The organism is Pseudomonas sp. p50(2008) (assembly GCF_015351605.1).
GTDB lineage: Bacteria > Pseudomonadota > Gammaproteobacteria > Pseudomonadales > Pseudomonadaceae > Aquipseudomonas.
In genome coordinates, this window is sequence record NZ_JACMYF010000001.1 from 217,002 (window position 1) to 238,560 (window position 21,559).

At 58.5% G+C, this 21,559-nt stretch carries 20 protein-coding genes and 1 pseudogene; 12 read left to right on the forward strand and 9 right to left on the reverse strand.

The window, feature by feature from the left end:
• The first annotated feature begins 104 nt into the window (after positions 1 to 104).
• Complete coding sequence (locus H7698_RS00935; protein WP_235992671.1) at positions 105 to 500, forward strand: VOC family protein; 396 nt, start codon at positions 105 to 107, stop codon at positions 498 to 500.
• On the opposite strand, the gene H7698_RS00940 is transcribed toward H7698_RS00935, so the two are convergent.
• The 3 genes from H7698_RS00940 to H7698_RS00950 are packed head-to-tail and all read right to left on the reverse strand — an operon-like array spanning position 497 to position 3,288.
• Positions 497 to 1,276, reverse strand: a complete 780-nt coding sequence (locus H7698_RS00940) for an SDR family oxidoreductase (RefSeq protein WP_057005027.1) — start codon at positions 1,274 to 1,276, stop codon at positions 497 to 499. The genes H7698_RS00935 and H7698_RS00940 overlap by 4 nt on opposite strands.
• Before the next feature lie 24 nt (positions 1,277 to 1,300).
• A complete protein-coding gene (locus H7698_RS00945) occupies positions 1,301 to 2,329 on the reverse strand; it encodes an aromatic ring-hydroxylating dioxygenase subunit alpha (RefSeq protein ID WP_194690352.1) in 1,029 nt (342 codons plus the stop codon).
• A gap of 17 nt (positions 2,330 to 2,346) precedes the next feature.
• Positions 2,347 to 3,288 carry a Rieske 2Fe-2S domain-containing protein gene (locus H7698_RS00950; protein WP_126588865.1) on the reverse strand — a complete coding sequence of 314 codons (942 nt, stop codon included), beginning with the start codon at positions 3,286 to 3,288 and terminating at the stop codon, positions 2,347 to 2,349.
• Positions 3,289 to 3,664: 376 nt separating this feature from the next.
• On the opposite strand from H7698_RS00950, the gene H7698_RS00955 reads away from it, so the two are divergent.
• Positions 3,665 to 4,846: an HlyD family secretion protein gene (locus tag H7698_RS00955; RefSeq protein WP_057005024.1), complete on the forward strand. Its 1,182-nt coding sequence runs from the start codon at positions 3,665 to 3,667 to the stop codon at positions 4,844 to 4,846.
• On the forward strand, positions 4,839 to 6,365 hold the full coding sequence (locus tag H7698_RS00960; RefSeq protein ID WP_194690353.1) for a DHA2 family efflux MFS transporter permease subunit: 1,527 nt from the start codon (positions 4,839 to 4,841) through the stop codon (positions 6,363 to 6,365). Before H7698_RS00955 ends, H7698_RS00960 begins: the two co-directional genes overlap by 8 nt.
• Here H7698_RS00960 and H7698_RS00965 read toward each other — a convergent pair.
• Complete coding sequence (locus H7698_RS00965) at positions 6,353 to 8,005, reverse strand: methyl-accepting chemotaxis protein (protein ID WP_149417029.1); 1,653 nt, start codon at positions 8,003 to 8,005, stop codon at positions 6,353 to 6,355. The genes H7698_RS00960 and H7698_RS00965 overlap by 13 nt on opposite strands.
• 974 nt (positions 8,006 to 8,979) lie before the next feature.
• On the opposite strand from H7698_RS00965, the gene H7698_RS00970 reads away from it, so the two are divergent.
• Positions 8,980 to 10,434: a tyrosine-type recombinase/integrase gene (locus H7698_RS00970; RefSeq protein ID WP_194690354.1), complete on the forward strand. Its 1,455-nt coding sequence runs from the start codon at positions 8,980 to 8,982 to the stop codon at positions 10,432 to 10,434.
• Positions 10,435 to 10,442: 8 nt separating this feature from the next.
• Here the strand turns inward: H7698_RS00970 and H7698_RS00975 are convergent, their stop codons facing one another.
• A complete protein-coding gene (locus H7698_RS00975; RefSeq protein ID WP_050587208.1) occupies positions 10,443 to 10,838 on the reverse strand; it encodes a cupin domain-containing protein in 396 nt (131 codons plus the stop codon).
• 105 nt (positions 10,839 to 10,943) lie between these two features.
• On the opposite strand from H7698_RS00975, the gene H7698_RS00980 reads away from it, so the two are divergent.
• Positions 10,944 to 11,555, forward strand: a complete 612-nt coding sequence (locus H7698_RS00980; RefSeq protein ID WP_032902047.1) for a TetR/AcrR family transcriptional regulator — start codon at positions 10,944 to 10,946, stop codon at positions 11,553 to 11,555.
• Here the strand turns inward: H7698_RS00980 and H7698_RS00985 are convergent.
• Entirely contained in the window at positions 11,552 to 12,127 is a 576-nt protein-coding gene (locus tag H7698_RS00985; RefSeq protein ID WP_032902049.1) for a TetR/AcrR family transcriptional regulator, read from the reverse strand. The two genes, H7698_RS00980 and H7698_RS00985, sit on opposite strands and share 4 nt — an antisense overlap.
• Before the next feature lie 168 nt (positions 12,128 to 12,295).
• Between H7698_RS00985 and H7698_RS00990 the strand changes: the two genes are divergently transcribed.
• Genes H7698_RS00990 through H7698_RS01020 form a run of 7 tightly spaced genes read left to right on the forward strand, consistent with a single transcriptional unit; the run spans position 12,296 to position 19,564 of the window.
• Positions 12,296 to 13,093 (forward strand): crotonase/enoyl-CoA hydratase family protein, encoded by a 798-nt coding sequence (locus tag H7698_RS00990; protein ID WP_032902051.1) that lies wholly within the window; start codon positions 12,296 to 12,298, stop codon positions 13,091 to 13,093.
• 21 nt (positions 13,094 to 13,114) lie between these two features.
• On the forward strand, positions 13,115 to 14,890 hold the full coding sequence (locus H7698_RS00995; RefSeq protein ID WP_050587209.1) for an acyl-CoA dehydrogenase family protein: 1,776 nt from the start codon (positions 13,115 to 13,117) through the stop codon (positions 14,888 to 14,890).
• 12 nt (positions 14,891 to 14,902) lie between these two features.
• Positions 14,903 to 16,594 (forward strand): AMP-binding protein, encoded by a 1,692-nt coding sequence (locus tag H7698_RS01000; protein WP_032902052.1) that lies wholly within the window; start codon positions 14,903 to 14,905, stop codon positions 16,592 to 16,594.
• Positions 16,591 to 17,511, forward strand: a complete 921-nt coding sequence (locus tag H7698_RS01005; RefSeq protein WP_032902053.1) for an alpha/beta hydrolase family protein — start codon at positions 16,591 to 16,593, stop codon at positions 17,509 to 17,511. Before H7698_RS01000 ends, H7698_RS01005 begins: the two co-directional genes overlap by 4 nt.
• Positions 17,511 to 18,245: a nitroreductase family protein gene (locus H7698_RS01010; protein ID WP_032902085.1), complete on the forward strand. Its 735-nt coding sequence runs from the start codon at positions 17,511 to 17,513 to the stop codon at positions 18,243 to 18,245. Before H7698_RS01005 ends, H7698_RS01010 begins: the two co-directional genes overlap by 1 nt.
• Before the next feature lie 37 nt (positions 18,246 to 18,282).
• Positions 18,283 to 19,116, forward strand: coding sequence for an enoyl-CoA hydratase/isomerase family protein (locus tag H7698_RS01015; RefSeq protein WP_150578559.1), 834 nt, complete (start codon positions 18,283 to 18,285; stop codon positions 19,114 to 19,116).
• Positions 19,117 to 19,126: 10 nt separating this feature from the next.
• Positions 19,127 to 19,564, forward strand: coding sequence for a hypothetical protein (locus H7698_RS01020; protein ID WP_032902057.1), 438 nt, complete (start codon positions 19,127 to 19,129; stop codon positions 19,562 to 19,564).
• Between the two features lie 347 nt (positions 19,565 to 19,911).
• On the opposite strand, the pseudogene H7698_RS01025 reads toward H7698_RS01020, so the two are convergent.
• The 3 genes and pseudogenes from H7698_RS01025 to H7698_RS01035 all read right to left on the reverse strand — a co-directional run.
• Positions 19,912 to 20,076: pseudogene (locus H7698_RS01025) on the reverse strand (PfkB family carbohydrate kinase); the annotation flags it as partial.
• A gap of 108 nt (positions 20,077 to 20,184) precedes the next feature.
• Positions 20,185 to 21,153 (reverse strand): LLM class oxidoreductase, encoded by a 969-nt coding sequence (locus tag H7698_RS01030; protein WP_044275553.1) that lies wholly within the window; start codon positions 21,151 to 21,153, stop codon positions 20,185 to 20,187.
• Between the two features lie 64 nt (positions 21,154 to 21,217).
• Positions 21,218 to 21,523, reverse strand: a complete 306-nt coding sequence (locus H7698_RS01035) for an ArsR/SmtB family transcription factor (RefSeq protein ID WP_017735055.1) — start codon at positions 21,521 to 21,523, stop codon at positions 21,218 to 21,220.
• Positions 21,524 to 21,559: the final 36 nt, after the last annotated feature.

Genomic DNA, 21,559 nt, shown 5'->3' on the forward strand with positions numbered 1-21,559 from the left:
TTAGTATTCCGAATATAGAATCATAAGCATGAATATGAACAATAAATAACAATTCGTCTAAATATCACTAAAAGCCGATTAAGGGCGTTGCGATGATCCTGCGCATGGACCACTTCACCATCGTCTCCGACCAACTGGAGGCGACACGAAATTTCTATGTTGGAGTACTCGGGTTGGTGGAGGGGCCACGCCCGCCCTTCCCGGTTCCCGGATTCTGGCTGTACACCCAGGAACAACCAGTTCTGCATGTGGTGGGCGTATCACAAATGCCGGAGCCGCGACGTGGCGTGCTTGACCATATGGCGTTTCATGCCCAGGGCTTGCAGAGGATGTGGAAACACCTGAGTGAGCACGGCGTGCGATTCAAAGTGATCCGTGCGCCCGGCGCCGAGCGCACGTGGCAGCTGTTCATCCAGGACCCCAATGGGGTTGAAGTGGAGTTGGATTTCGACGCCAGCGAAGTGCCGCCCGCCGACTGGAAAGAACGCCGGGGTGGCTAAATCAATCCGGCATAGCTGCCGCCGTCGATCTGCAAATTTTGCCCGGTGATATAGCCGGCTTGCGCCGAACAGAGAAATGCGCAGGCCGCTGCCAGTTCGCTCGGCTGGCCAAATCGTCGTGCGGCTATCGGCTTGAGCATTTCCACCCGTGCTTGCTCAAAACTGAGCTGGCGAAGTTCCGCCAGTTGCTCGGTCATAAAGCGCAGACGGTCCGTCTCAATGCGCTCCGGCAGCAGATTGTTGATCGTCACATTGTCCCGCACCACCTCGACCGACAGAGCTTTGCAAAAAGCGGTCAGCCCCGCACGCGCCGCCGTGGACAAACCCAATGGCAACCGGGGCGACTTAACCATCGCCGAGGTGATATTGACGATACGGCCGAAACCTCGCGCACGCATACCAACGACCACCGCCTGAATCAGCAGGATACCCGAGAGCATGTTGGCCTCAATGGCCGCCAGCCAGGCAGCATGATCCCAATCCTCCGGACGACCCGGCTCTGGCCCGCCGTTGTTGGTCACCAGAATATCCATCACCGGACAGGCAGCCAGCAGCGCCTGTCGCCCGGCGGCGGTGGACAGGTCGGCCACCACGGTGCGCGGCAGCCGGCCGGTGCTGCGCAAGATGTCCTGCGCAGTGTGTTCCAGGCTCTCGGCATCGCGGCCGTTGATCAGCACCTCACAGCCCTCCTGCGCCAATGCCAGCGCACAGGCTTTGCCAAGTCCCCGAGAGGATGCGCACACCAGAGCAATACGTCCGCCAATACCCAGATCCATTGCAGCACTCCTCGTACATTGGTGTCAGTCGTTCATGCCGAGCAAGGCCGTGATGTCGCGCCCGGGTTCAGCATCGCCGCCGTAGGTGAATTGGCCAGCGCGCTGGCGTTCGGCCAACTGCTCCATCTGGTAGCGATAACGGGTACCCGGCGTATCGAAGCGCGAGTGCAGGTCGCGACGTGGGTCGACCTCGAAATAACGTTGGTTCTGCGGGCGCACCACCGAGTTGTCCTGGGGCTGGATGATGTAGTTGATGCGCGGCATCACATAACGAAAAGGTGCGGGTGCAGCGGTGGTGTTGAAGGTGACGTCACACCGCGAGCGATGCTTGCCCACCGGCAGGAAGGGTTGCAGGTTGGGCACGTCGTAACCGGGGCGAAAGCGCGGATAGGAGATGCATACGTTGCTGCGTAGATGAATGTGCAGCACGGCGCGAAAATCCTGATACCTGGCGCGCACGCCGCCGACCCAGCGCATGATCGGCGCCACTGACTTTTGCGCCACGGTACGGGTGCGAGTCACGGTCTCGGAGGTCCATTGCACTTCCACCACGTCCGACTCGCTTACACCGTCGCCAATGGTATTGGCATGCAGGAAATCGGCATGGGTCAGATCAATCAGGTTTTCCACCGACAGCGCCGAGGTCGCATCAAACCGCACGGTTCGCTGGGTGTAACCGGGAAGACTGCCATCCTGGGGAAGAAACGGAATATGCGGGAGCAACTGCATGTCGGCAGCGTCCGGATTACCGTACCAGACCCAGATGTACCCGTAGCGCTCAACCAGCGGATAAAAGCCCCGTCCCCCGGTAAACGCTGTGAGTGTCAGCTCTTTATGGGGGAAATGCGGGTGAAACTCGGCCGCCACCGCACGCCCGTTGTCGCGCCACAGGTAATAGGGCTGAGCATGAATGATCCGGCGAATGGGCCGGTTACCCAGGTCGCGGCTATGGGACACCGGGAACCAGGTGTCACGCAGGTCGTAGTTGATTGGCGTCCAGTCACCCCGAACTTTGCCAGGGATCGTATCGGTGGAGGAAGGCACGGCATGCATGGTGGGAGCTCCTGTGCTCAGACGACTGCGCTGACGGGAATCAGGGTCGGTTGGCGCAACTCACGCAGTTCGCGGGATGAGGTTTGCAACAAGGCCGCGACGGCTGTGCCGTCGATCCGGCTGTTCACCTGGAACGGCGCCTGTTTGCGCAGGCGGGCCAGACGCCAACGCAGGGGTGCCCTGAGGTGTACGTGCTCATGCACAAAACCACGCCAGCACAAACTGGTTGTGCCACGACGGTTGGCACCGGTGGCGATCATCAGCGTCACCAGCGGCAATTCATCTTCGCTCAGCAAATCCACTCGAACAGTACCGCCGTTAAAGGGGACCGCGGTGCGCACGATCAAGGGGTAATCCACCACAAACTGCGAAGGCAGGATCTGTGTGGTCCATACCGCACCTCGCTCCAGAACCACCCGCCCCTGCTCGCTGCGCAGATCGCCAAGGAAAAAATCGGTGAGGCGCACATGGGCAAACCCGAGCAAGCATTCCGGGCCGTCGAGCATCGCGTCCAGGTACTGGTCGTGACTCATGTTGACGATGGTGGAACCGGTAAATTCGCGTCCGCCCGGTTGGTAGTCGCTGCTGGGCAATTGCCCTTGCGGTGCCCCTTCACCCAACCACACATGGACAAAACCATTCGCCTCGCTGACCGCAAAGGCACGCGCGGCATAACGTGCAGGCACACGCTCATCGGTATGCAGGTTGGGGATCTGCGTACAGCCACCACTGGCGCCATCAAAGGTCCAGCCGTGATAACCGCACTGCAGACCGGACTCGACGACTCGCCCCAAAGCCAGCGGCACCCGCCGATGTGGGCAACGGTCTTCCAGGGCAAAGGCCTGGCCGGCTGCGTTTCGGAACAGGACCAGTTCCTCGCCGGCAAAGGCCACGGCCAATGGCACTTGATCTTTCACGGCCTCGCAAAGCGCCATGGCCCACCAGCCAGGGGTCATCATCGGGCTGCCTCTTTGTTATTGGTCTTGGGCAAATGCGTTGAACGCAGTCAGCGCTAACGGTAGTGCTTCGCGGCAGAGAGAGCAAACACAAATAAACAGTATTTTGTTTTCTGTTGAAATTATTTACAGCCAACGAAAACCGCAAGATGTGGCCACAACCCTCTACGAACCTTGGTTCAATAGACACATTGCCGCTCTTTAGGCCACCTACAAATGGACATTTCTTCTATTAGTGATCATGTTCTAATGGAAAATAGCTAGCGAGCAATCCATAAGCCTGATTACCATTAGCTTGCTCATTAACTCCAAGGTGCGCTGACGATGACCCAATCCACCCTCGGCTTTGTCCTCCATGACGTTGCGCGCGAGGTGAAACATGGCTGAGCCGACATTGCAGCGCCCTGCCGTGCACGCCGAAGCCCGACCGCTCGAGCCCGTGGAAAAACCCCGGATGCAGGCGCCCGAGGCTTCCGCCCTTGATGGCGATGCTCAAGAACCGAATGACACGGCGCGCCAACGCTGGCGCATCGGTCTGTTTTTGCTGGCACCGATCAGTGTCGTGGCCTGCGCCGCCTGGTATGTGTTGGGTGGCCAGGTCGTGAGTACCGACAACGCTTATATCCAGGCCGAGCGGGTGGGAGTTTCAACCGATGTCGCCGGGATCGTCGCGGCCATTGAAGTCAGTGACAACCAGACCGTGAGCAAAGGCCAGGTCTTGTTCCGCCTCAAGCCCGAGCCGTTTGAAATCGCCGTGGCCAGCGCCAGGGCGCAGCTGGAGAACGCGCGCAACCAGATCCTCTACCTCAAGGCGAGCTACAACCAATCTCTGGCCGAAATCGCCCAGGCTGAAGCCAAATTGCCATTTTACCAGACCAATCTGCAACGGCTGGAAAAGCTGGTCAGCGTTGCCGCCGTCTCAAGGACTATCTACGACGACGCCCACCAGGACCTCGACAATACCCGTCAGCAAGTATCGGTCGCCAAGGCCCAGGCTGCCGCGGCGTTGGCCCAACTGGGTGGGCGCCTGGACAGACCACTTGAGCAGCATCCTTCCTACTTGCAGGCGCTGGCGGCCCTGAATGAAGCCGAACGCAACCTGCGAAACTCCGTGGTCATCGCCCCGTTCGACGGCGTCGTCACCAACGTTGACTCGCTGCAAGTGGGCGCGTATCTGCAACCACCCCAATCGGGCTTCAGCCTGGTCTCCAGCGAGCGACTGTGGGTCGCGGCGTCCCCGAAAGAAACCGAGCTGACCAACGCCCGGATTGGCCAGGGCGTCACCATCGAGGTAGACACTTATCCGGGTATCACCTGGCATGGCACCGTGGAAAGCATCAGCCCGGCCTCCAGTTCGAGCTTCTCCCTGCTGCCGGCCCAGAACACCACGGGCAACTGGGTGAAAGTCGTGCAGCGCATTCCGGTACGCATCCATATCGACGATGCTGTCGGCAAACCGGCGCTGCGCCATGGCATGAGCGCCGTGGTAGATATCGACACCGGCACCGCACGAGGCCTGCCCAAGCCACTGGCAAACCTGCTCGCACGCCATCATGAATGACGTGTCCGGACCGCTGCCGCCCTCGCCGCTGCGGGTACTGATCACACTGTGCGTGGTGCTGGCGGTGGTCATGCAGGCGCTGGACACCACCATCGCCAACGTCGCACTGCCCTTTATGCAGGGCAGCGTATCGGCCAGCGCCGATCAGATTAACTGGGTGCTGACTTCCTACATCGTCGCCACAGCCATCATGACGCCGCCCTCGGCATTCCTTGCCCGACGCTTCGGTCGCAAGCGCGTATTGCTGTGGTCGATCTTCGGTTTTGTATTGGCCTCGGTGCTCTGTGGCATCGCCCGCTCCCTGGAAGAAATCATCCTGTTCCGCCTGCTGCAAGGGGTGGCCGGGGCGGCATTGGTGCCCTTATCGCAAGGCATTCTGCTGGATATTTACCCGCAGAAAGACCGAGGGTCGGCAGTGGCCCTGTTCGGGGTATCGGTCATGGTCGGCCCGGTATTAGGTCCGATGCTCGGCGGCTGGCTGACAGAACACCTCAGCTGGCGCTGGGTGTTCTTCATCAACCTGCCTATCGGGTTGCTGGCCTTTATCGGCATGACCCGCTTCATACGGGAAACCCCGGCCGACAAGACTGCACGCCTGGACTGGCTGGGCTTTGGCTCGCTCAGCGTGGCGATCATGTCGATTCAATTGTTCCTCGACCGCGGCGAACAACTGGGCTGGTTCGACTCCGGGGAAATCATCCTGGAAGCGCTGGTGGCCGCCGTCGCTTCGTACATCTTCATTGTCCACACCTTCACTCATGACAAGCCCTTTATCAGCCTGAAGCTGTTCAAAGATCGCAATTACTCGGTGGCGGTGGTGTTTATCTTTATCATTGGCATCACCTACCTGGCCTCGCTGGCACTGATGACACCCTACCTGCAAACCCTGATGGGGTACCCGGTGCTCACCGCCGGCATGGTCATGGGGCCACGCGGACTGGGGACGATGCTCAGCATGTTCCTTGCCGGGAAGATCATCGGCAAAGTGGATATTCGCTGGATACTGTTTTGCGGTTTGTTGCTGTCCGCCTGGTCGATGTACATGATGACCGGCTGGACGCCGGCCGTGTCCATCGACACCATCATCTACGTCGGCTTTATTCAGGGCGCGAGCCTGGGTCTGTTGTTCGTCCCGCTGACCACCATCGCCTTTACCACCCTGCCCCCGCATTTGCGAGGCGAAACCACGGGCCTGTACAACCTGTCACGCAACGTCGGTTCGAGCGTTGGCATCTCGATCGTTACGGTGCTGCTGGCGCAAAACACCCAGATAAACCATGCCGAAATCGGTGCATACGTGACGCCGTTCAACCGCCTGTTCGATGCCTGGCCTGTCAACCATCAGCTCAATCCATTGACCGCCAGCGGGCGTGCAGCACTGGATGGCTTGATCACTGTGCAGGCCAGCTGGGTGGCTTACCTGGATGACTTCAAGCTGCTGATGTGGTTATCCATCGGCGTCATACCGCTGCTGCTGATATTCAGGACGGCGAAGTCTCAAGCGAATCAGGCCTCGTAGCGAAAACGTCCCACCGCCACATTCAGCTCATCGGACAGCTCGCGCAAAGACACCACGGCTCCGGATACCTGATGGGTGATCGCATCACCCTCGCCGGCCATGCGTGCGATGTGCTCGACGTTGGCCACGATGCCTCGCCCACCCTCGCTCTGCACGCTTACCGCATCGGCGATCCGGTCAACCCCGCGCGTAGAGTCACCCACCAGTTCCGTTGCCTGCTGCAGGGTGCTTTCCAACTCACTCAGCAGCCGGCCGCTTTCTTCCAATGCCACAGTGCCCGCGCTCAATGCCTGGTCGACGATCCCGGACTGGCTCTCCAGCTTCAACGTCAGCTGGTTGATCGAGTTGGCCGCCAGCGCAGAGCGTTGTGCCAGGTTACGCACTTCGTCGGCCACCACGCTGAAGCCGCGCCCCCTCTCTCCGGCACGCGCCGCTTCGATGGCCGCATTGAGCGCCAGCATGCCCGTCTGCGCGGAGAGGTCCTTGACCTGACCGATGCTGGCGGTAATCGCTGTCGTACTTTCGACAAAATCGCCCACCGAGCCGCGGATCGCGGAGAAGGCATGGCGCACGCTGTCGATTTTCTCAAGCAGTCGCGATAAGGCCAAGTGTCCATCCTGCGCACCGCGCAAACTGGCTTCGGCGCAGCTGCGCAGGCTTTCAGCATGACTGGAGATTGCCGCAATACCGTCGCTCATCTGCTCGATGGTCATCGACACCGCGCCCACCGCACCGGCCTGCGCCGTAGAGCTTTGCGCCACCCGCGCCGAAGCGCCCACCAGCTCCTCTGCCGAGGCGCCGACCGATGCCGCGACTCCGGCAACCTGGCGCATGGCCTGCTGGAAGCTATCGATGAGTTCGTTGAATGCTTGAGCCGTATGGGCAATCTCGTCTCGACCCATGACCCGCACGCGTCGGGTCAGGTCGCCATCGCGCAACTCGATCGACGCCCTCTCGATTTCCCGGATGGGCCGGATGATTTGCGCACGCAACAAAAGACTGACTAACACAGCCATTAAGCTGCCACCCAGCAGCACCGCCACGAGCATCCGTGAGACCTGCTGTTGTGTTGCGCCCGCCTCAGCGAAGGCGCCAGAGGTCAGCTCGGCTTGTAGACCCAACAGCCGGTTGAATTGACCTTGCAAGCCATTGTTGTCGGCACGCACCCGACCCAGCAGCGAGGCAGCCTGTATCTGGTCGCTCAAAGCAGTGCGCTTGAATTCGGCAAGCCCCTCGCCGACCACTGCGGCCTGCTCCTGCACCGCTTGATAGAGCGCTCTCTCCTCTTTGCCCAAGCGAGTTTCACGGGCCACTTTGTCCAGCCCGGCACGCATGTCGTCGACACTGGCCTGCATATCCTCAAGATATGACTCAAGGTCCTCCGCAGAAGCTTGACCACTGGATTCAAGGATGCGCGCGCCTGTGGCATAGGCGCCGACCATCGCCGCCTGCGAGGCGGCCGAGGTTTCTAACACTTGCCGATACTGCTGGAAACGCAACTGGTCGATTTCCTCGATTACCGCTTGTTGCTTGGCCAGCCCGCGATAGGCCAGACCCGAGACAACCAGAAGAGCGAGCACAAATAACCCGGGCAGCACGAGGAGCTTGGCGCCGATTGAGAAGCCTTTCAGAAATGGCATGTTGGTTACCGTTTTTGTTTTTATAGAGCATGACTAGGCAGGCAGTTTATCCTGCATTATTCTTTATACAGTATTTAATTCTATTATCAGAACGATATTGAAGGTTTGATGTCCCGCCATAGCGCCTTGCCTCCGCCCTGCAACTAACGCCTGGCGTAACCAAAGCCAGCCAACCAGCACTGGAACGAACAGCCCAGGTAAGCAGCGGCATTGCAAAGACCAAGGTCAGGTTCGATACCGCCCCCCACAGAATCGCCAGCGCCTTGATTAATTCCGCCGCCAGTACCGATGAATGCCGCAGCCCTGCGGCCTCATCGAGCCCGCGGCGACCTGCTCAGCCGTAAGCGAACGTCCATGTGAGGCTTTCAGCAAGTACTTACCTATTCAGGCGAGGGGAAGTTTTTCAATGAAGGCCGTGAATTCCGTTAAATGCGGAGTCACCGGGCAAGCAGGGAGGAACCCGCACCCTTCACGTAACGAAAAAATCGACGCTGACTGGTGTCCCCAATTGCAGACAAGTTTTTGAATGGCGCGGCCGAGGTACTGTGCTCAACAGGTGAGCCAACATCGAAGGATCGAAGTCGAAGGTCAGAAACCGAGATGAGCGAGGCAGTAAGGTTAGGACCGGATGTGAATACTTAATATGCAGTGGTCCATGCCCACTTCAGAGGAACAACTGCAAGTAATTTTGTGGGGGTAAAAAGAACAAAAATAAAAAAGGGTCGCGAGATAAAATCTCGCAACCCCTTGAATTATATGGTCGGGACGGAGTGATTCGAACACTCGACCCCTAGCACCCCATTCAGTTATGCATTATGCATCCCTGGTTCGCGCTGCGCCCCTATAGAATCCTCAAACCCAGTAAAACAAGGCCTTTGAGCGCTTCACTCTTCCAACGACCTCTATCCTGATCTACCCTTAGCTGACGAATTAGTGGGAGTAAATGTGGGAGTAAACTTATCAGGAGGTTGATTATGGCCAAGCTCACTGCCAAGGAATTGGAAGCACTGACCGAGCAGGATGTCGGCATCATCATACGCGACGAAGGCAGCCTCGCGGGCAGGGTTTCACTCCGCAAAAAAGGTATCGCCATCCCCTTTTACTTCCAGTTTCGCTGGGAAAGGATTTACACCCGCTTCTCGTGTGGTACCTGGCCAAACAAGTCGTTGACCGAAATCCGCAAGGAGCGCAACGAAGCACGAGACCTTTTAGCAAAAGGGATCAATCCTAATGAGAACAAGCGCGCAGGGAAGGTCAGACTGAAAGCGGAGCTGGCTGCACAACTCGCAGAAGCCGATCAGCAAAAATCTATGGAGCTAACGCTGCTAGACCTAGCGGAAGAATGGCTTCGCGATGGTGTGGCACGAAAGGATGGTAATGCCGAGCTACGGAGAAAATTCGCGAAAGATCTTTACCCCGCCGTTGGCTCAAAAGTCATCAGTACAGTCAGTGAGCATGACCTGCGGGGTCTGGTGCGTTCCGTCATGGCTCGCGGCGCTACTCGCCAAGCCATTAGTCTTTTTTCGGATATCGTTCAGATGTTTGGATGGGCCCAGAAACGACAGCCATGGCGAACACTGCTGATCGACGGAAATCCAGCAGACTTGGTCGAAATCGATAAGCTTGTACCCAGTGACTACCAAGAGGAACGTACTCGGACCCTCTCCTCCACCGAACTTCAAGAATTACACCAACGCTTTCAGAAAATGACTACCGACTATGCAGCGCTACCTGCCGGCGAGAAGTACGGTGGAATTCGCCCCCTGAAACCAGAGTCCCAACTTGCGCTTTGGATCTGTTTGGGAACGTTATGCCGGATCGGTGAACTGCTTCAGGCCGAATGGAAGAATGTCGATCTGGAGAACCATACCTGGTTCATCCCGAGCGGGAACGTCAAAGGCAGCCGGCGCAAAAAACAAGACCATTATGTTTTCCTCTCACCCTTTGCCCTGCACTTCTTTCAGGAACTCAAGACCATGACGGGCGATACTCAATGGTGCTTTCCGAACAAGCAGGATGATGGGCATGTGGACGTGAAAGTGGTGAGTAAGCAGGTGGGTGACCGCCAGGCCCGATTCAAAAACCGCAAAGCCCTCTCCAGACGTCGCCATGACGATACACTGGTGCTTGCCGACGGCCAGAATGGCGACTGGACACCGCATGACCTACGCCGCACAGGCGCGACCATGATGCAGGCCTTGGGGGTCAGCCTGGACGTCATTGATCGATGTCAGAACCATGTGCTTGCCGGCTCCCGGGTGAGGCGACACTATCTGCATCACGATTATGCCGAAGAGAAGAAACGCGCCTGGAATCTGTTGGGTGATCGACTCGGTGCCGTGTTGTCCTCAACCTACGAACACCCACCGACCGAGTCGATGATGTCTTTTCCAGCGTACGCGGCTACAGAGACATGGTCACCTTCATAGGTCTACCGTTAATCAGCGATTCCACTGGTAACCACGGTGAATTTCCGGCTGAACTCGAAGACCTCGCAGACCCCCGTGTGCCCAGCCGGAATCGATACGGCATCCCCCGCAACCATTTCGAACCTCTCACCAGTGTCCATAGTGATTGCGATACGACCTTCGATCAGCACAAAAGCCTCATCGTTTTCGAAGCGCCAATGAAACTTCGCAGGACGAGAGGTGAAGAACGCCACGGACTTGTGCGGGGTTTTCACGCCAACGGTTCGCAAGAGCTTCATCCGAGTGTCCGGATTGCCCTCGATCACATCATTGCCCAGCGGGTACTCAAGCCATCCATCGGGAGTGTCCAACGATGCCAGAACTACAGAATCGATCGGATTGGGGAGCTTAGGACGAGCAGTCATCTTTTCGGTGCCTCGTAGCGGAATAGGTGGATGTACGACTATGACAAGTGGCATAGTCGAGCCTGAGGCTACACCATAATATGACAGATGGCATAATTTATTAAGATGACTACTTCCACTCGTGACCGAATGATCGTCGGCGCTGCGGATCTACTGCGCCGCAAGGGGATGACTGCAACCAGCATGCGCGAGGTCGTGCGCCACTCGAACACGCCACGCGGCTCCATCACCCACCACTTCCCTGGCGGTAAGCGCCAACTGCTCGAAGCAGCCGTGGAGCACGCCGGCCGGGAAGTCAGCGAGCCGCTGGCACAGCTGCTGAGCAAACATGGCCCTGTGAAAGGCATGGAGCTCTTCGTTGCCTTGTGGCGAAAAACGCTTGAAGAGACAGCCTTCCAAGCCGGCTGTGCAGTGCTGGCCGTGGCGGTTGAGCAGTACTCTTCCGACCAGCGCGGCGAGCCTGAACCGGAGCTCGAAGCTCAGATCCAGCTGCAGTTACTGGATCAAGCCAACGCTATCTTTGGTGAGTGGCAGGAGATTGTCGGCCGGTCGCTGCAGGAGGCCGGAGTGACCGACGTTCGCTCACGCAGCCTGGCGCTGCTGGCCATTGCCTCTATCGAGGGCTCTGTTGCCCTGTGCCGAGCCGCGCGCAGCGCGGCACCGCTCGACCTTATCTGGCAGGAAGTGAAACGGAGTTTTGCACGGGAACTGGCCTAGCCACCAGCACCCGCGGGCTCCAGCTGCCGCAGTCCACGCTCAGTGACCGCATCTATGTATCTCGGATCGCCATAGATACGAGCCAGCAGAATAGCCCCTTCGAAATCAGCCACCAGCTGTCGCGCCAGATTCTGCGCGTCCTCCTGGCTGTGCCCGACGCTGTAGAGCTTGAAGAATGCGGCGGCCCAGTCATCCATGAAGTGCCGAATCGGCTTCATGAGATCGACCTTCCCATAAGCGGCATCGACTGCCACAACACCCATCAAGCATCCAATCGAGTCGTCCTGGAAGAGTTTCTTTGCCTTGCGCCCCATGCTTGTGAGTCGCTCCTGAGGAGTCAGGCTTTCATCGAAAGCGATGGAGAACAGCGATTGCTTCAAGCGCCCATGGGTCCACTCCAGCACATCCCTCAGAAGCGACTCCTTGTTGGGATAGTGATGGTAGAAGGACGCCTTGGTCAGCCCGCAAGCAACCGACAAGGCATCCATGGTGGTGCCGTGGTAGCCGAGACGCTTAAAAGTGTTGGCGCAGCGCTGCAGCAGTTCATCGCGGGATACTTTCAATGGGCGCACGGGGTAAACCTGCTCTCGATAATCCTCGCTGATTCTACGTCATAAGCCTTGCTGCAACAATTTGACGGTTACCGAATGTTTGTTTAGTTTCAGCTAACCGAACATTCGGTAAGTATCTTCAGCTTGGAAAAAACCAGGCAGCCCCTCATAAAGTCAGGAGAAGCTCTCATGAGCGAAGCAAACAGCGGTCCGGGTCGCGTCACTCGAGAGCAGCGTGGTCATCTGTTCCTTATCGGCCTCGACCGGGCCGGCAAACGCAATGCTTTCGACAGCGCCATGCTCAATGACTTGGCCCTGGCCATGGGTGAATTCGAGCGCAACGATGAAATGCGCTGCGCCGTCGTGTTCGCCCACGGCGACCATTTCACGGCAGGCCTTGATCTAATGGAGCTGACGCCGAAGCTGGCTTCGGGCGGCTTCAAGTACCCGGACGAGGGTATCGACCCGTGGGGTGTCTCGAAGCCGCGCCGCACCAAACCAGTGGTCCTCGCCGTGCAAGGCACCTGCTGGACCGCGGGCATCGAGCTGGTGCTCAACGCCGACATCGCAATCGCCGCCAGCAACACCCGCTTCGCTCACCTGGAAGTACTGCGCGGCATTCCGCCATCTGGCGGTTCCACCGTGCGCTTTACCCAAGCTGCCGGCTGGACCGATGCCATGCGCTACATGCTGACCGGTGAAGAGTTCGGTGCTGACGATGCTCTGCGTATGCGTCTGCTGACAGAGGTCGTTGAGTCCGGCCAAGAGCTGGTGCGCGCCATCGAGTACGCCGAGCGCATCGCCAAAGCCGCACCGCTGGCCATCAAGGCCACCCTGCAGTCTGCCTTCCAGGCGCGCGACGAGGGTGACGATGCTGCGCTCTCCAAGCTCAACGAACTGCTGTTCACGCTGATCAAGAGCGAAGACGTGCGTGAAGGCGTCATGGCGATGATGCAGAAGCGCGAACCGGTGTTCAAAGGTCGTTAACCAATAAGGCAGGGGCAAGAGATGCTGCAGTACCAAGCACCACTGGAGGAGTTCAACTTCCTCGCTCACAAGGTTCTTCGACTTTCAGAGCTGTTGCCTCTGCTGCCAGAGCACCACCATATCGACGCCGACCTGTTCAGGGCCACTCTGGAGGTCGGTGCCGAGCTCACCCAAGAGCAACTGCTGCCCTTGAACGGCAGCGGCGATGCCGAGGGTTGCAGGCTTGAACAGGGTGGGGTCAAAACCCCACAGGGCTTCAAGTCAGCTTACCGCCTGTTTCAGGAGAACGGCTGGCCTGCTCTGACGGTCCCACTGTCCATTGGGGGGCAAGGTTTCCCAGGAACGGCAGGTGTCTTTTTTGACGAGATGCTCGCCTCCACCAACCTGTCTTTCAGCATTTTCGCCAACGTGCGCGAAGGTGTTCTCCGTTGTGTCGACCGATTCGGCGATGAGCGGGTTCGATCCCTGTTTTCCGACAAGCTAGCCAGTGGCGAATGGCTTGGCACCATGTGCCTTACCGAGCCTCAGGCTGGCAGCGATCTTGGTTTGATTCGCACGACTGCAGTCACACAGTCGGACGGCTCCTACCTCCTGAGTGGAACCAAGATATTCATCTCGAACGGCGATCACGACCTGACCGAGAACATCGTTCACCTGGTGCTCGCCAGAACGGAAGGGGCCCCGGCAGGTACTGGCGGCCTCAGCCTATTCGTCGTGCCGAAATACCAATTGGAGGTTCCTGCCTCAGCCAACGGGGTGTCGGTCATCGCGCTTGAGCACAAGCATGGCATTCGTGCCAACGCCACATGCGCCCTGGCATTCGAGAATGCCAGGGGCTACCGCGTCGGCGAATTGAACCGTGGCCTTGCCTGCATGTTCCTGCTGATGAACAGCGCACGGCTCGCCGTCGGTGTCCAAACCGTAGGTTTGACCGAGGTCGCTTACCAGAACGCGCTGCGCTACACCCAGGAGCGCTTGCAAGGCCGCGCGCTGAATGGTGCCACGCACCCCGATCAACCCGCTGACCCTCTGTTAAGTCATATTGGCGTCAAGTCGAGCCTTGTTCAGCAGCGGCTGTTTATTGAGCCAGCACGCTTGCTCTGCGCCTGGGTCGGCACCCTGCTTGATGAAGCGCGTTGCCACCCGGATGACGCGCGACGTAAGCAGGCCTCACAGCTGGCAGAGTTGTTGACCCCCATCGTCAAGGGCTACCTGTCTCAGCACGCGGGTACACATATCTCGTCCGCTCTCCAGCTGTTCGGTGGGCACGGTTACATCGTCGAAACCGGCATGGAGCAGCTGCTGCGCGATGCGGCCATCTGTCCGATCTATGAAGGCACAAACTACATCCAGTCTCTGGACTTGCTGGGGCGCAAGACCCTGAGCGATCAGGGACAGCGCTTGGGGATCTTCCTCAGCCACATCCCCGCGCTAGCCGAGCGTCTGCGCCAGCGTCCAGGACTGGAAGGGGTCGTCACGACCTTGGCGTCATGGGGGGCCGAGTTCGAACCATTGGTTCAGCAACTATCGGTCGATACGGTTTTCAACCGGGACGTTGTGGGTTTGGTTGCGCCGGACTTCCTTGAACTGCTGGGTACCGTTGTTTTTGGCTATTTGTGGGCATGGATCGCGGATGCCGCCGCGCCGTCAACTTCTGATGAAAAATTCCTCAGAAGCAAACCTGCCCTGGCCCGTCTGTATTTTTCCGAAGCCGAAGTACGTGTTCCTTCACTTATCGAAAAGCTGAAGCGCAATGCATCGCGTCTTGGGCTGCTCGAACAGATCCAACTCTGCTAGGGCGGACCACAGATGAATCGTTCAAATAAAAAAGATAATGAGAAACTGAAGTTAGTCAGTACCCGGCAGAGTGGCAGCGAGCTTGCTGACCTTGGGGTTTGCACCATAGAAGAGCTGCTGCAGCGTAGCGCTATGAAAACGCCTAAAGCCCCGGCCGTGTCGGCAATGGGTGCCAACATAAGCTACGAGCGATTACAGAATCTGAGTGCTGCGGTAGCGACCTGGTTGATCAACCAGGGGCTGCAACCGGGAGCTCGGGTTGCAGTCGCTTTGCCGAACATGCTCGCCCATCCGGTGGCGTGCCTGGGAATAATCCGGGCGGGTTTGATCGCCGTCTGTGTGAACCCTTTGTATACGCCGCAGGAGCTGGCGCAGGTTTTCAAGGACAGTGAAGTCAAAGCTGTATTTCTCTTCGAACCCATGGGCCAGGGTGTCCAGCAGGCCATGCTCAAGGCCGGTGTAAGTATTGCTGTGCAAGTCGCCCCAGGTGATCAACTAGGCTGGCGACGGACATTGGTTAATTGGGTAGCTCATCGACGCTTGGGTAGTAAGTTCACCCGCATAGAAGGAGCCGTCGACTGGCGCAAGGTCGTAGCGACTCGTGCGACCAAACTAAGTCAACGCGCGCCCATTACAGCCGAGCAGACGGCCTTCATAATCTATAGCGGTGGCACTACAGGGCAGCCCAAAGGAGTGCCCATCAGTCATCGGGCTTTGCTGTTCAACGTTGGCCAACAGCATTCGGCTCTGCGTCCGCATCTTTTAGGCAGGGCCGAGCCGGATTACGTGTTGCTGCTCGCGGTGCCGCTCTACCACATTCTCGGCCTGGGCAATCTGCTCTTCACCCTGACCAAAGGCGGTAAAGCGGTATTGGTGATGAATCCACGCGATACCACGGCGTTTGTCAAAGAGTGGTCCCGGCACCGCATAAGCAGTTTCCCCGGCGTCAACACCCTCTACAACTCGCTCCTGGAGAACGAAGAATTTCACTCGCAGGACTTCACGGACCTCGCTCTCTGCCTCGGTGCGGGCATGCCGGTCAGCGAGTCCACGGCCAAGTTCTGGCACCGGATCACTGGCTGCCATATCACCGAAGCCTACGGTATGACTGAAACCGGACTGATTTCCTGCAACCCGGCCGGACGCTCCCGCCCCGGCTCGGTAGGTTTGCCAGTAGCGGGAATTGAAATTTCCCTACGAAGCGAGAATGACGACGAGGTCACCGTCGGTGCCGGCGAGATATGTGTGCGCAGCCCCGCCATCATGGCCGGTTACTGGCGACGGCCCGAAGAAAACGCGTCTGCATTCACCAGCGATGGCTTCTTCCGCACGGGGGACATCGGTCTCTTCGACCCGGACGGCTATCTGCGCCTGGTCGACCGCAAAAAGGAAATGATCATTTCCTCGGGATTCAAAGTCTTCCCTTCGGAGATCGAGCGAGTTCTGAATGCTCACCCCGGGGTGATGGAGTCGGCGGTCGTGCCGGCTCCTGACGAGAAGGCCGGAGAAATACCCATCGCCTACGTCGTTCGTCGCCAACCCTATCTGGATGAGGCCCACGTGATCGCACACTGCGAAAAGTATCTAGTCAGCTACAAGCGTCCCCGCCGCATCATCTTCCGAGACGACTTGCCCAAGAGCAATGTGGGCAAGATTCTCCGAAAAGAACTGGTTGGCGCAGAACAGCAGGAGTGCTCTGAATGACTCTGCCTAATTCAGCCGCCACCTTCTCGGTGATTGATCAACTGACGCTAGTGGCCGACGACGGCTACCGCCTCGCCGCCACCCGCTATTCAGCACAGGGCAATCTGAAGGGCAACCTGATCATGGCCGGTGCGACCGGTGTGCAACAGCGTTTCTACCGCCGCTTCGCCGAGCATGCCAGTAAACAAGGCTTCAACGTCCTGACTGTCGATTACCGAGGTATCGGAGAGTCCAGGCCCACATCCCTGAAAGGTTTCGAGATGTCCTACCTGGACTGGGGCTTTCGCGATCTGGCAGCAGCCGTTGAGCACATGGACGATGGCAGGACTCCGCTGTTCTGGGTCGGCCACTCCTTTGGTGGGCATGCTCTGGGCTTGCTGCCCAATCATCACAAGATCACTTCTGCCTATTGCTTCGGTACTGGCGCCGGATGGGCCGGGTGGATGCCCAGGCTTGAAGCCTTCAAGGTTCGCCTGCTGTGGTCTTGTGTTCTGCCGCTGATCGTCGCGTACAAGGGCTACATGGCCTGGAGCATGCTGGGGATGGGCGATGACCTGCCGCTGGGTGTCTACAAAGACTGGCGGCGCTGGTGTGCCCACCCCCATTACTTCTTCGACGATCCCTCAATGGCTCCGGTCGCCAGCCTTTATGCAGAAGTCCGCATGCCCTGCGTCTTCGCCAATGCGGTGGATGACCCATGGGCGCCTCCTGCCTCGCGAGACGCCTTCCTCAAGGGTTATCGCAATGCTCCGTTGCTGACGCGTGATCTCCATCCCGAGACGAAAAAGCACCCCATCGGTCACATGGGGTATTTCCGGGCTTCAGCTACGGATGCCTGGGACGAGGTGCTCAACTGGTTTGCGGCGCAGAGCAACAGTACAACGACGCAAAGTCGCGCTGGCACGGGATGCCGCTGATGAGCACCACCGCGCCACGCACAGAGTTTTCTGCATCCGCCAAGGTATTCCGCTCACTGGTCGAAAGTCGGCGCGCAGTGCGACGTTTCACGGCCGAAGCGGTGCCCAAGGCGGTTATCCAGGAGTGCCTGGAGCTGGCAATGCTGGCACCTAGCTCATGCAATCTGCAGCCTTGGTCTTTTCATGTCGTACGCAATCCCGATCTCCTGCAACAACTGCAGCCTGTGTGTTTGGGCCAGAGCGCTGCGAAAGCACCGCTGATCATTGCCGTGTTCGCACATTCGAACACCTGGGAACAGGCATGTGCCGATGTACTCAGGCTTTGGCCAGAACCCGCTGTGCCCAAGGCGATTGAGCATTTCTACAAGAACAGCGCCCCATTCCAGTACAACCAGGGCTGGTTGGGTTGGCGCGGTTTGCTCAAACGACAGATGGTCAGGCTGATGGGCTTCAGGCGCCCCGTCATGCGCACGCCCAATAGCCTGGAACAGATGCGACTCTGGGCCGTGAAGTCGACAGCGCTGGCGGCGCAGAACCTGATGCTGGCGTTCCAGAGCCACGGCTACAGCACCTGCCCCATGGAGGGCTTCGATGAGAAGCGTCTGAAGCAGGTGCTGCCCGTTCCGAAAGGCGCAATCCCAGTCATGCTGCTGGCGGTCGGGATGCCGGGAGAACGCGCGGTCTACAACCCACGGTTGCGCTTCCCGCTCAATCAGCGCGTGGCGTGGCATTGATCATCCGCACAGAACAATAACAAGAGGGCTAGCTGCTATGGCTTTTACCCAAATCGACTACGAGACACACGGCCCTATCAGGGTCATCCGTTTCAATCGCCCAGACAAGCGCAACTGCATTGGGCCAACCACCCACTTGGAGCTGGTGGAGGCCTGGACACGTTTCCGGGATGACCAGAGTGCTCTGGTTGCGATCATCACTGGTGCCGGCGACAAAGCTTTCTGTACCGGTGGAGACCTTGAGGCAGGATTTGACCTGGTGCCTTCCACCGCGGACGAGATTGCTGCGCACGACCGCGGCGAGCGCCCGGGTATTCTCGGACCCAGCCGTTGGACGGACATCTACAAGCCCGTGATCGCTGCTGTGAATGGCGCTGCCTACGCCGGCGGCCTGGAATGGGCCTGCTTCGCAGACATGCGCATCGCCGAGGAGCACGCCTCCTTCGGTGTGACCTGTCGCCGCTGGAACATTGGCCTGGCCGATGGCGGCAGCCAACGCCTGCCGCGCATCGTGGGGTTGGGCAGGGCAATGGAGCTGATCCTGACAGGCAAGGTCATCTCGGCCTCTGAAGCCCTCACCATCGGCTTGGCCAATGAAGTGGTCCCCAAAGGGCGCTCACTGGAGCGTGCGATGGAACTGGCCAAATTCCTCTGTGCCCTCCCTCAACCCGCCATGTGCGCGGACAAGGAGGCCGCGATCCGCGGCTATGGTCAACCCCTGGCTGAGGGCTTGCGCATCGAGGCGGAGTGCTTCAACCGTTCCATCCATCAACCCGAGACCCGCGAGGGGCTGCGTCGCTTTCTTGAGCGCGATCATCCCGACAGACGCTCCGATGCACCAACTAAGACGCCAGGTTTGATCAGGGACTGAGGAGAACACCATGCGATTTAACCTTTTGCTTCAACTACATCTTTTCGCCGTGGCCTTCTGGCTGGGCGTCGTAGCGGTCGAGTACCTGCTTGAACGCACCCGAGCACAGAGTCGGAGTCAGGGCTTCACAGTCGCCAGGCTGCACAGCCAGATCGATCTGTTCTTCGAGATGCCCGCCTTCAGCGTGGTGCTGGTGACCGGATTGCTGCTCATCGAGCCTGCGCGCTTCGACGGCATTTATGCCCTAAAAGTTGTGGCAGGAGGCATCGCTGTTCTCGGCAATGCACTGTGCCTTGTGCCCGTACTGAAGCGACGTGCATCCGCAGAGACAGACGACCTCGCCGATGTCATTTATCAGTCCAAGCTGATCGACCGGATCTCCTTGCTGGCCATCCCGGCTGGGCTAATGGCACTCGCCTGCGGTGTCTATTTGATGGTACTTCGCTGACCCTTTGATAGGTCACGTGGGCTGCGGAGGGTTGGTCACCGACCTCTGATAGACGAGTGACATCTGCACCAGCAGAGCCATGATGGGCTATTCGCGCGTCGGTTCCCAATTGCTATTACGTACTTTACGCACCTGGTCATTCGAGGGTTTTGCCGACGCCGGTTCGACCGGTTTACTATTGTTCGGGTTGCTTCGCAATCGCGGTATGAGGGTGCTTCTTTCGGGATGAATGGGTCAGGCAGTTGCCCGATCCGGTTGATTATCAGTGCCGTTGCGTAGCATCGCCTACCAGCTTCACCGCGACGTTACCTGAGCCATTCCGGCCGGAGTCAAACGGCTACATGTTGTCAATCCGGCATCACCTCCCTTGCAATCAATGCCCCCGGATACTGAATCACCCGCCCGGCCAGCCTATGGCCTTCGGCAGCTGCATGTTGTGGAGTGCCGCCGTCCAGCCTGCTGGCGAGATAACCCGCGTTGAACGAATCGCCAGCGGCCGTGGTATCAACCAAGCTCAGTCACACGAGCAGAGAACCCCTGCTGGTCCTTGTTAAGCAATACTGCCTTGAAACTCATGAGCAATCCCCACGGATAATGATTTGATGCCTCACCACGCCGGCTTATGCTGACATGACGAAGTCAGGTAGAACGAACTGACCGAGTTCCTCAATGACCTCACCTGCGGGGCGTTGGCCGTATTTCAAATTGATGATCACATGGTTAACGCCGATCTCCTGCAAGCTGTGCAGCAGCGGGATCAGGTGATGTCGCCCCAGTTGATAGCCCAGGTGGATCGGCCGAGGTGGTGTCTGCGGGTTATCTGTCAGGTCGATGTATAGCGACTGGGTGAAGGGTTTGAACAGTTCACCACATTCGGCACGAACCGCCTTGCGCCAGTCCTCGACAATCAGCTGCTGAGTCTTCGGTGCACGCGGATAGCTGATCCAGCCATGACTGCAGCGGGCGATCCACTCCAGCGTCTGGCGGCTATGGCCGGTGACGAAGAAAGGAATTTCCGCCGTCGTCGGCTTGGGAATCAGATCGGCCCCCTCAAGCGTGCCGCCGGACCAGGTCAAAGGCACGAAACTGCTGCGCTGAACCTCGCGAAATACCTTGAGGTATTCGCGGAACAGGCTGTCGCGTTGCTCCGGGTCGACACCGAATGCCGGAAACTCTACTGGACGGTCACCGGAAGCCACGCCGAGTAACAGGCGGCCACCGCTGAGCTGATCGACACTAGTTGCGGCCTTGGCGGTGTGTAGGGGATTGCGGATTGGCAGGATGACCGACGCGGTGCCCAGCGCAATCGAGCGAGTGTGTGCCGCCATAAAACCCAGGTAGACCCAGGGATCGAAGACCTGGCCCGAATCACCGAAGCTGGGGTCGCGTAACGGCACGTCGCGAAACCAGAGGGCAGAGAAACCCAGCTTCTCGGCGCGTTGGGCCAGGTTCACTTGGTCGAGCATACTCGGCGTATCGCCGGTAAAGGCTTCGAGGGGGAAGAAAAGACCTAGGCTCAGGCGGCCTTGGCGGTAGGTGTGCTGAAAGCCAGGTTGTTGCTGATAGGGAATGGAATTCGGAGTTAACATCTTCTCTCCTACATATTTCAAAATATAGATTTTGAAGGGCTGAAAAAACGCCTGCGAGCAGGCATCAAATCAGCGCTTTCAAGGCCACCTGGAACGCCGCGATGTTCTGCTCATGGCGTTTGTAATAAGTCCAGGGACCGATGCGTTGTGAGGTCACCAGTTGCGCCCGCTGCAAGGCAGCGAGATACAGCGAGACGGTCGACTGCGACAGGCCTACCCGATCCTGGATGATGCTCACGCAGACACCGACCTGCTCAGGATCCACCTCCTGCTCGGGGAAATGATGACGCGGATCCTTCAGCCAACTGAGGATGTTCAGGCGTGTTGGGTTGTCTAGCGCCTTCAGCGCTTCGCTTACGTCGATACTCATAGGTCACGCACGATAACTATTTTTTGCTATATTACG

What these genes read in the sequence shown, in the direction of transcription:
- H7698_RS00935 (WP_235992671.1), top strand. Translation starts at nt 105, where the DNA reads ATGGACCACTTCACCATCGTCTCCGACCAACTGGAGGCGACACGAAAT.
- H7698_RS00980 (WP_032902047.1), top strand. Translation starts at nt 10,944, where the DNA reads ATGACTACTTCCACTCGTGACCGAATGATCGTCGGCGCTGCGGATCTA.
- H7698_RS00990 (WP_032902051.1), top strand. Translation starts at nt 12,296, where the DNA reads ATGAGCGAAGCAAACAGCGGTCCGGGTCGCGTCACTCGAGAGCAGCGT.
- H7698_RS01035 (WP_017735055.1), bottom strand. Translation starts at nt 21,523, where the DNA reads ATGAGTATCGACGTAAGCGAAGCGCTGAAGGCGCTAGACAACCCAACA.
- H7698_RS00945 (WP_194690352.1), bottom strand. Translation starts at nt 2,329, where the DNA reads ATGCATGCCGTGCCTTCCTCCACCGATACGATCCCTGGCAAAGTTCGG.
- H7698_RS00970 (WP_194690354.1), top strand. Translation starts at nt 8,980, where the DNA reads ATGGCCAAGCTCACTGCCAAGGAATTGGAAGCACTGACCGAGCAGGAT.
- H7698_RS00995 (WP_050587209.1), top strand. Translation starts at nt 13,115, where the DNA reads ATGCTGCAGTACCAAGCACCACTGGAGGAGTTCAACTTCCTCGCTCAC.
- H7698_RS00975 (WP_050587208.1), bottom strand. Translation starts at nt 10,838, where the DNA reads ATGACTGCTCGTCCTAAGCTCCCCAATCCGATCGATTCTGTAGTTCTG.
- H7698_RS01020 (WP_032902057.1), top strand. Translation starts at nt 19,127, where the DNA reads ATGCGATTTAACCTTTTGCTTCAACTACATCTTTTCGCCGTGGCCTTC.
- H7698_RS01010 (WP_032902085.1), top strand. Translation starts at nt 17,511, where the DNA reads ATGAGCACCACCGCGCCACGCACAGAGTTTTCTGCATCCGCCAAGGTA.
- H7698_RS00960 (WP_194690353.1), top strand. Translation starts at nt 4,839, where the DNA reads ATGAATGACGTGTCCGGACCGCTGCCGCCCTCGCCGCTGCGGGTACTG.
- H7698_RS01030 (WP_044275553.1), bottom strand. Translation starts at nt 21,153, where the DNA reads ATGTTAACTCCGAATTCCATTCCCTATCAGCAACAACCTGGCTTTCAG.
- H7698_RS01000 (WP_032902052.1), top strand. Translation starts at nt 14,903, where the DNA reads ATGAATCGTTCAAATAAAAAAGATAATGAGAAACTGAAGTTAGTCAGT.
- H7698_RS00955 (WP_057005024.1), top strand. Translation starts at nt 3,665, where the DNA reads ATGGCTGAGCCGACATTGCAGCGCCCTGCCGTGCACGCCGAAGCCCGA.
- H7698_RS00965 (WP_149417029.1), bottom strand. Translation starts at nt 8,005, where the DNA reads ATGCCATTTCTGAAAGGCTTCTCAATCGGCGCCAAGCTCCTCGTGCTG.
- H7698_RS00950 (WP_126588865.1), bottom strand. Translation starts at nt 3,288, where the DNA reads ATGATGACCCCTGGCTGGTGGGCCATGGCGCTTTGCGAGGCCGTGAAA.
- H7698_RS01005 (WP_032902053.1), top strand. Translation starts at nt 16,591, where the DNA reads ATGACTCTGCCTAATTCAGCCGCCACCTTCTCGGTGATTGATCAACTG.
- H7698_RS01015 (WP_150578559.1), top strand. Translation starts at nt 18,283, where the DNA reads ATGGCTTTTACCCAAATCGACTACGAGACACACGGCCCTATCAGGGTC.
- H7698_RS00940 (WP_057005027.1), bottom strand. Translation starts at nt 1,276, where the DNA reads ATGGATCTGGGTATTGGCGGACGTATTGCTCTGGTGTGCGCATCCTCT.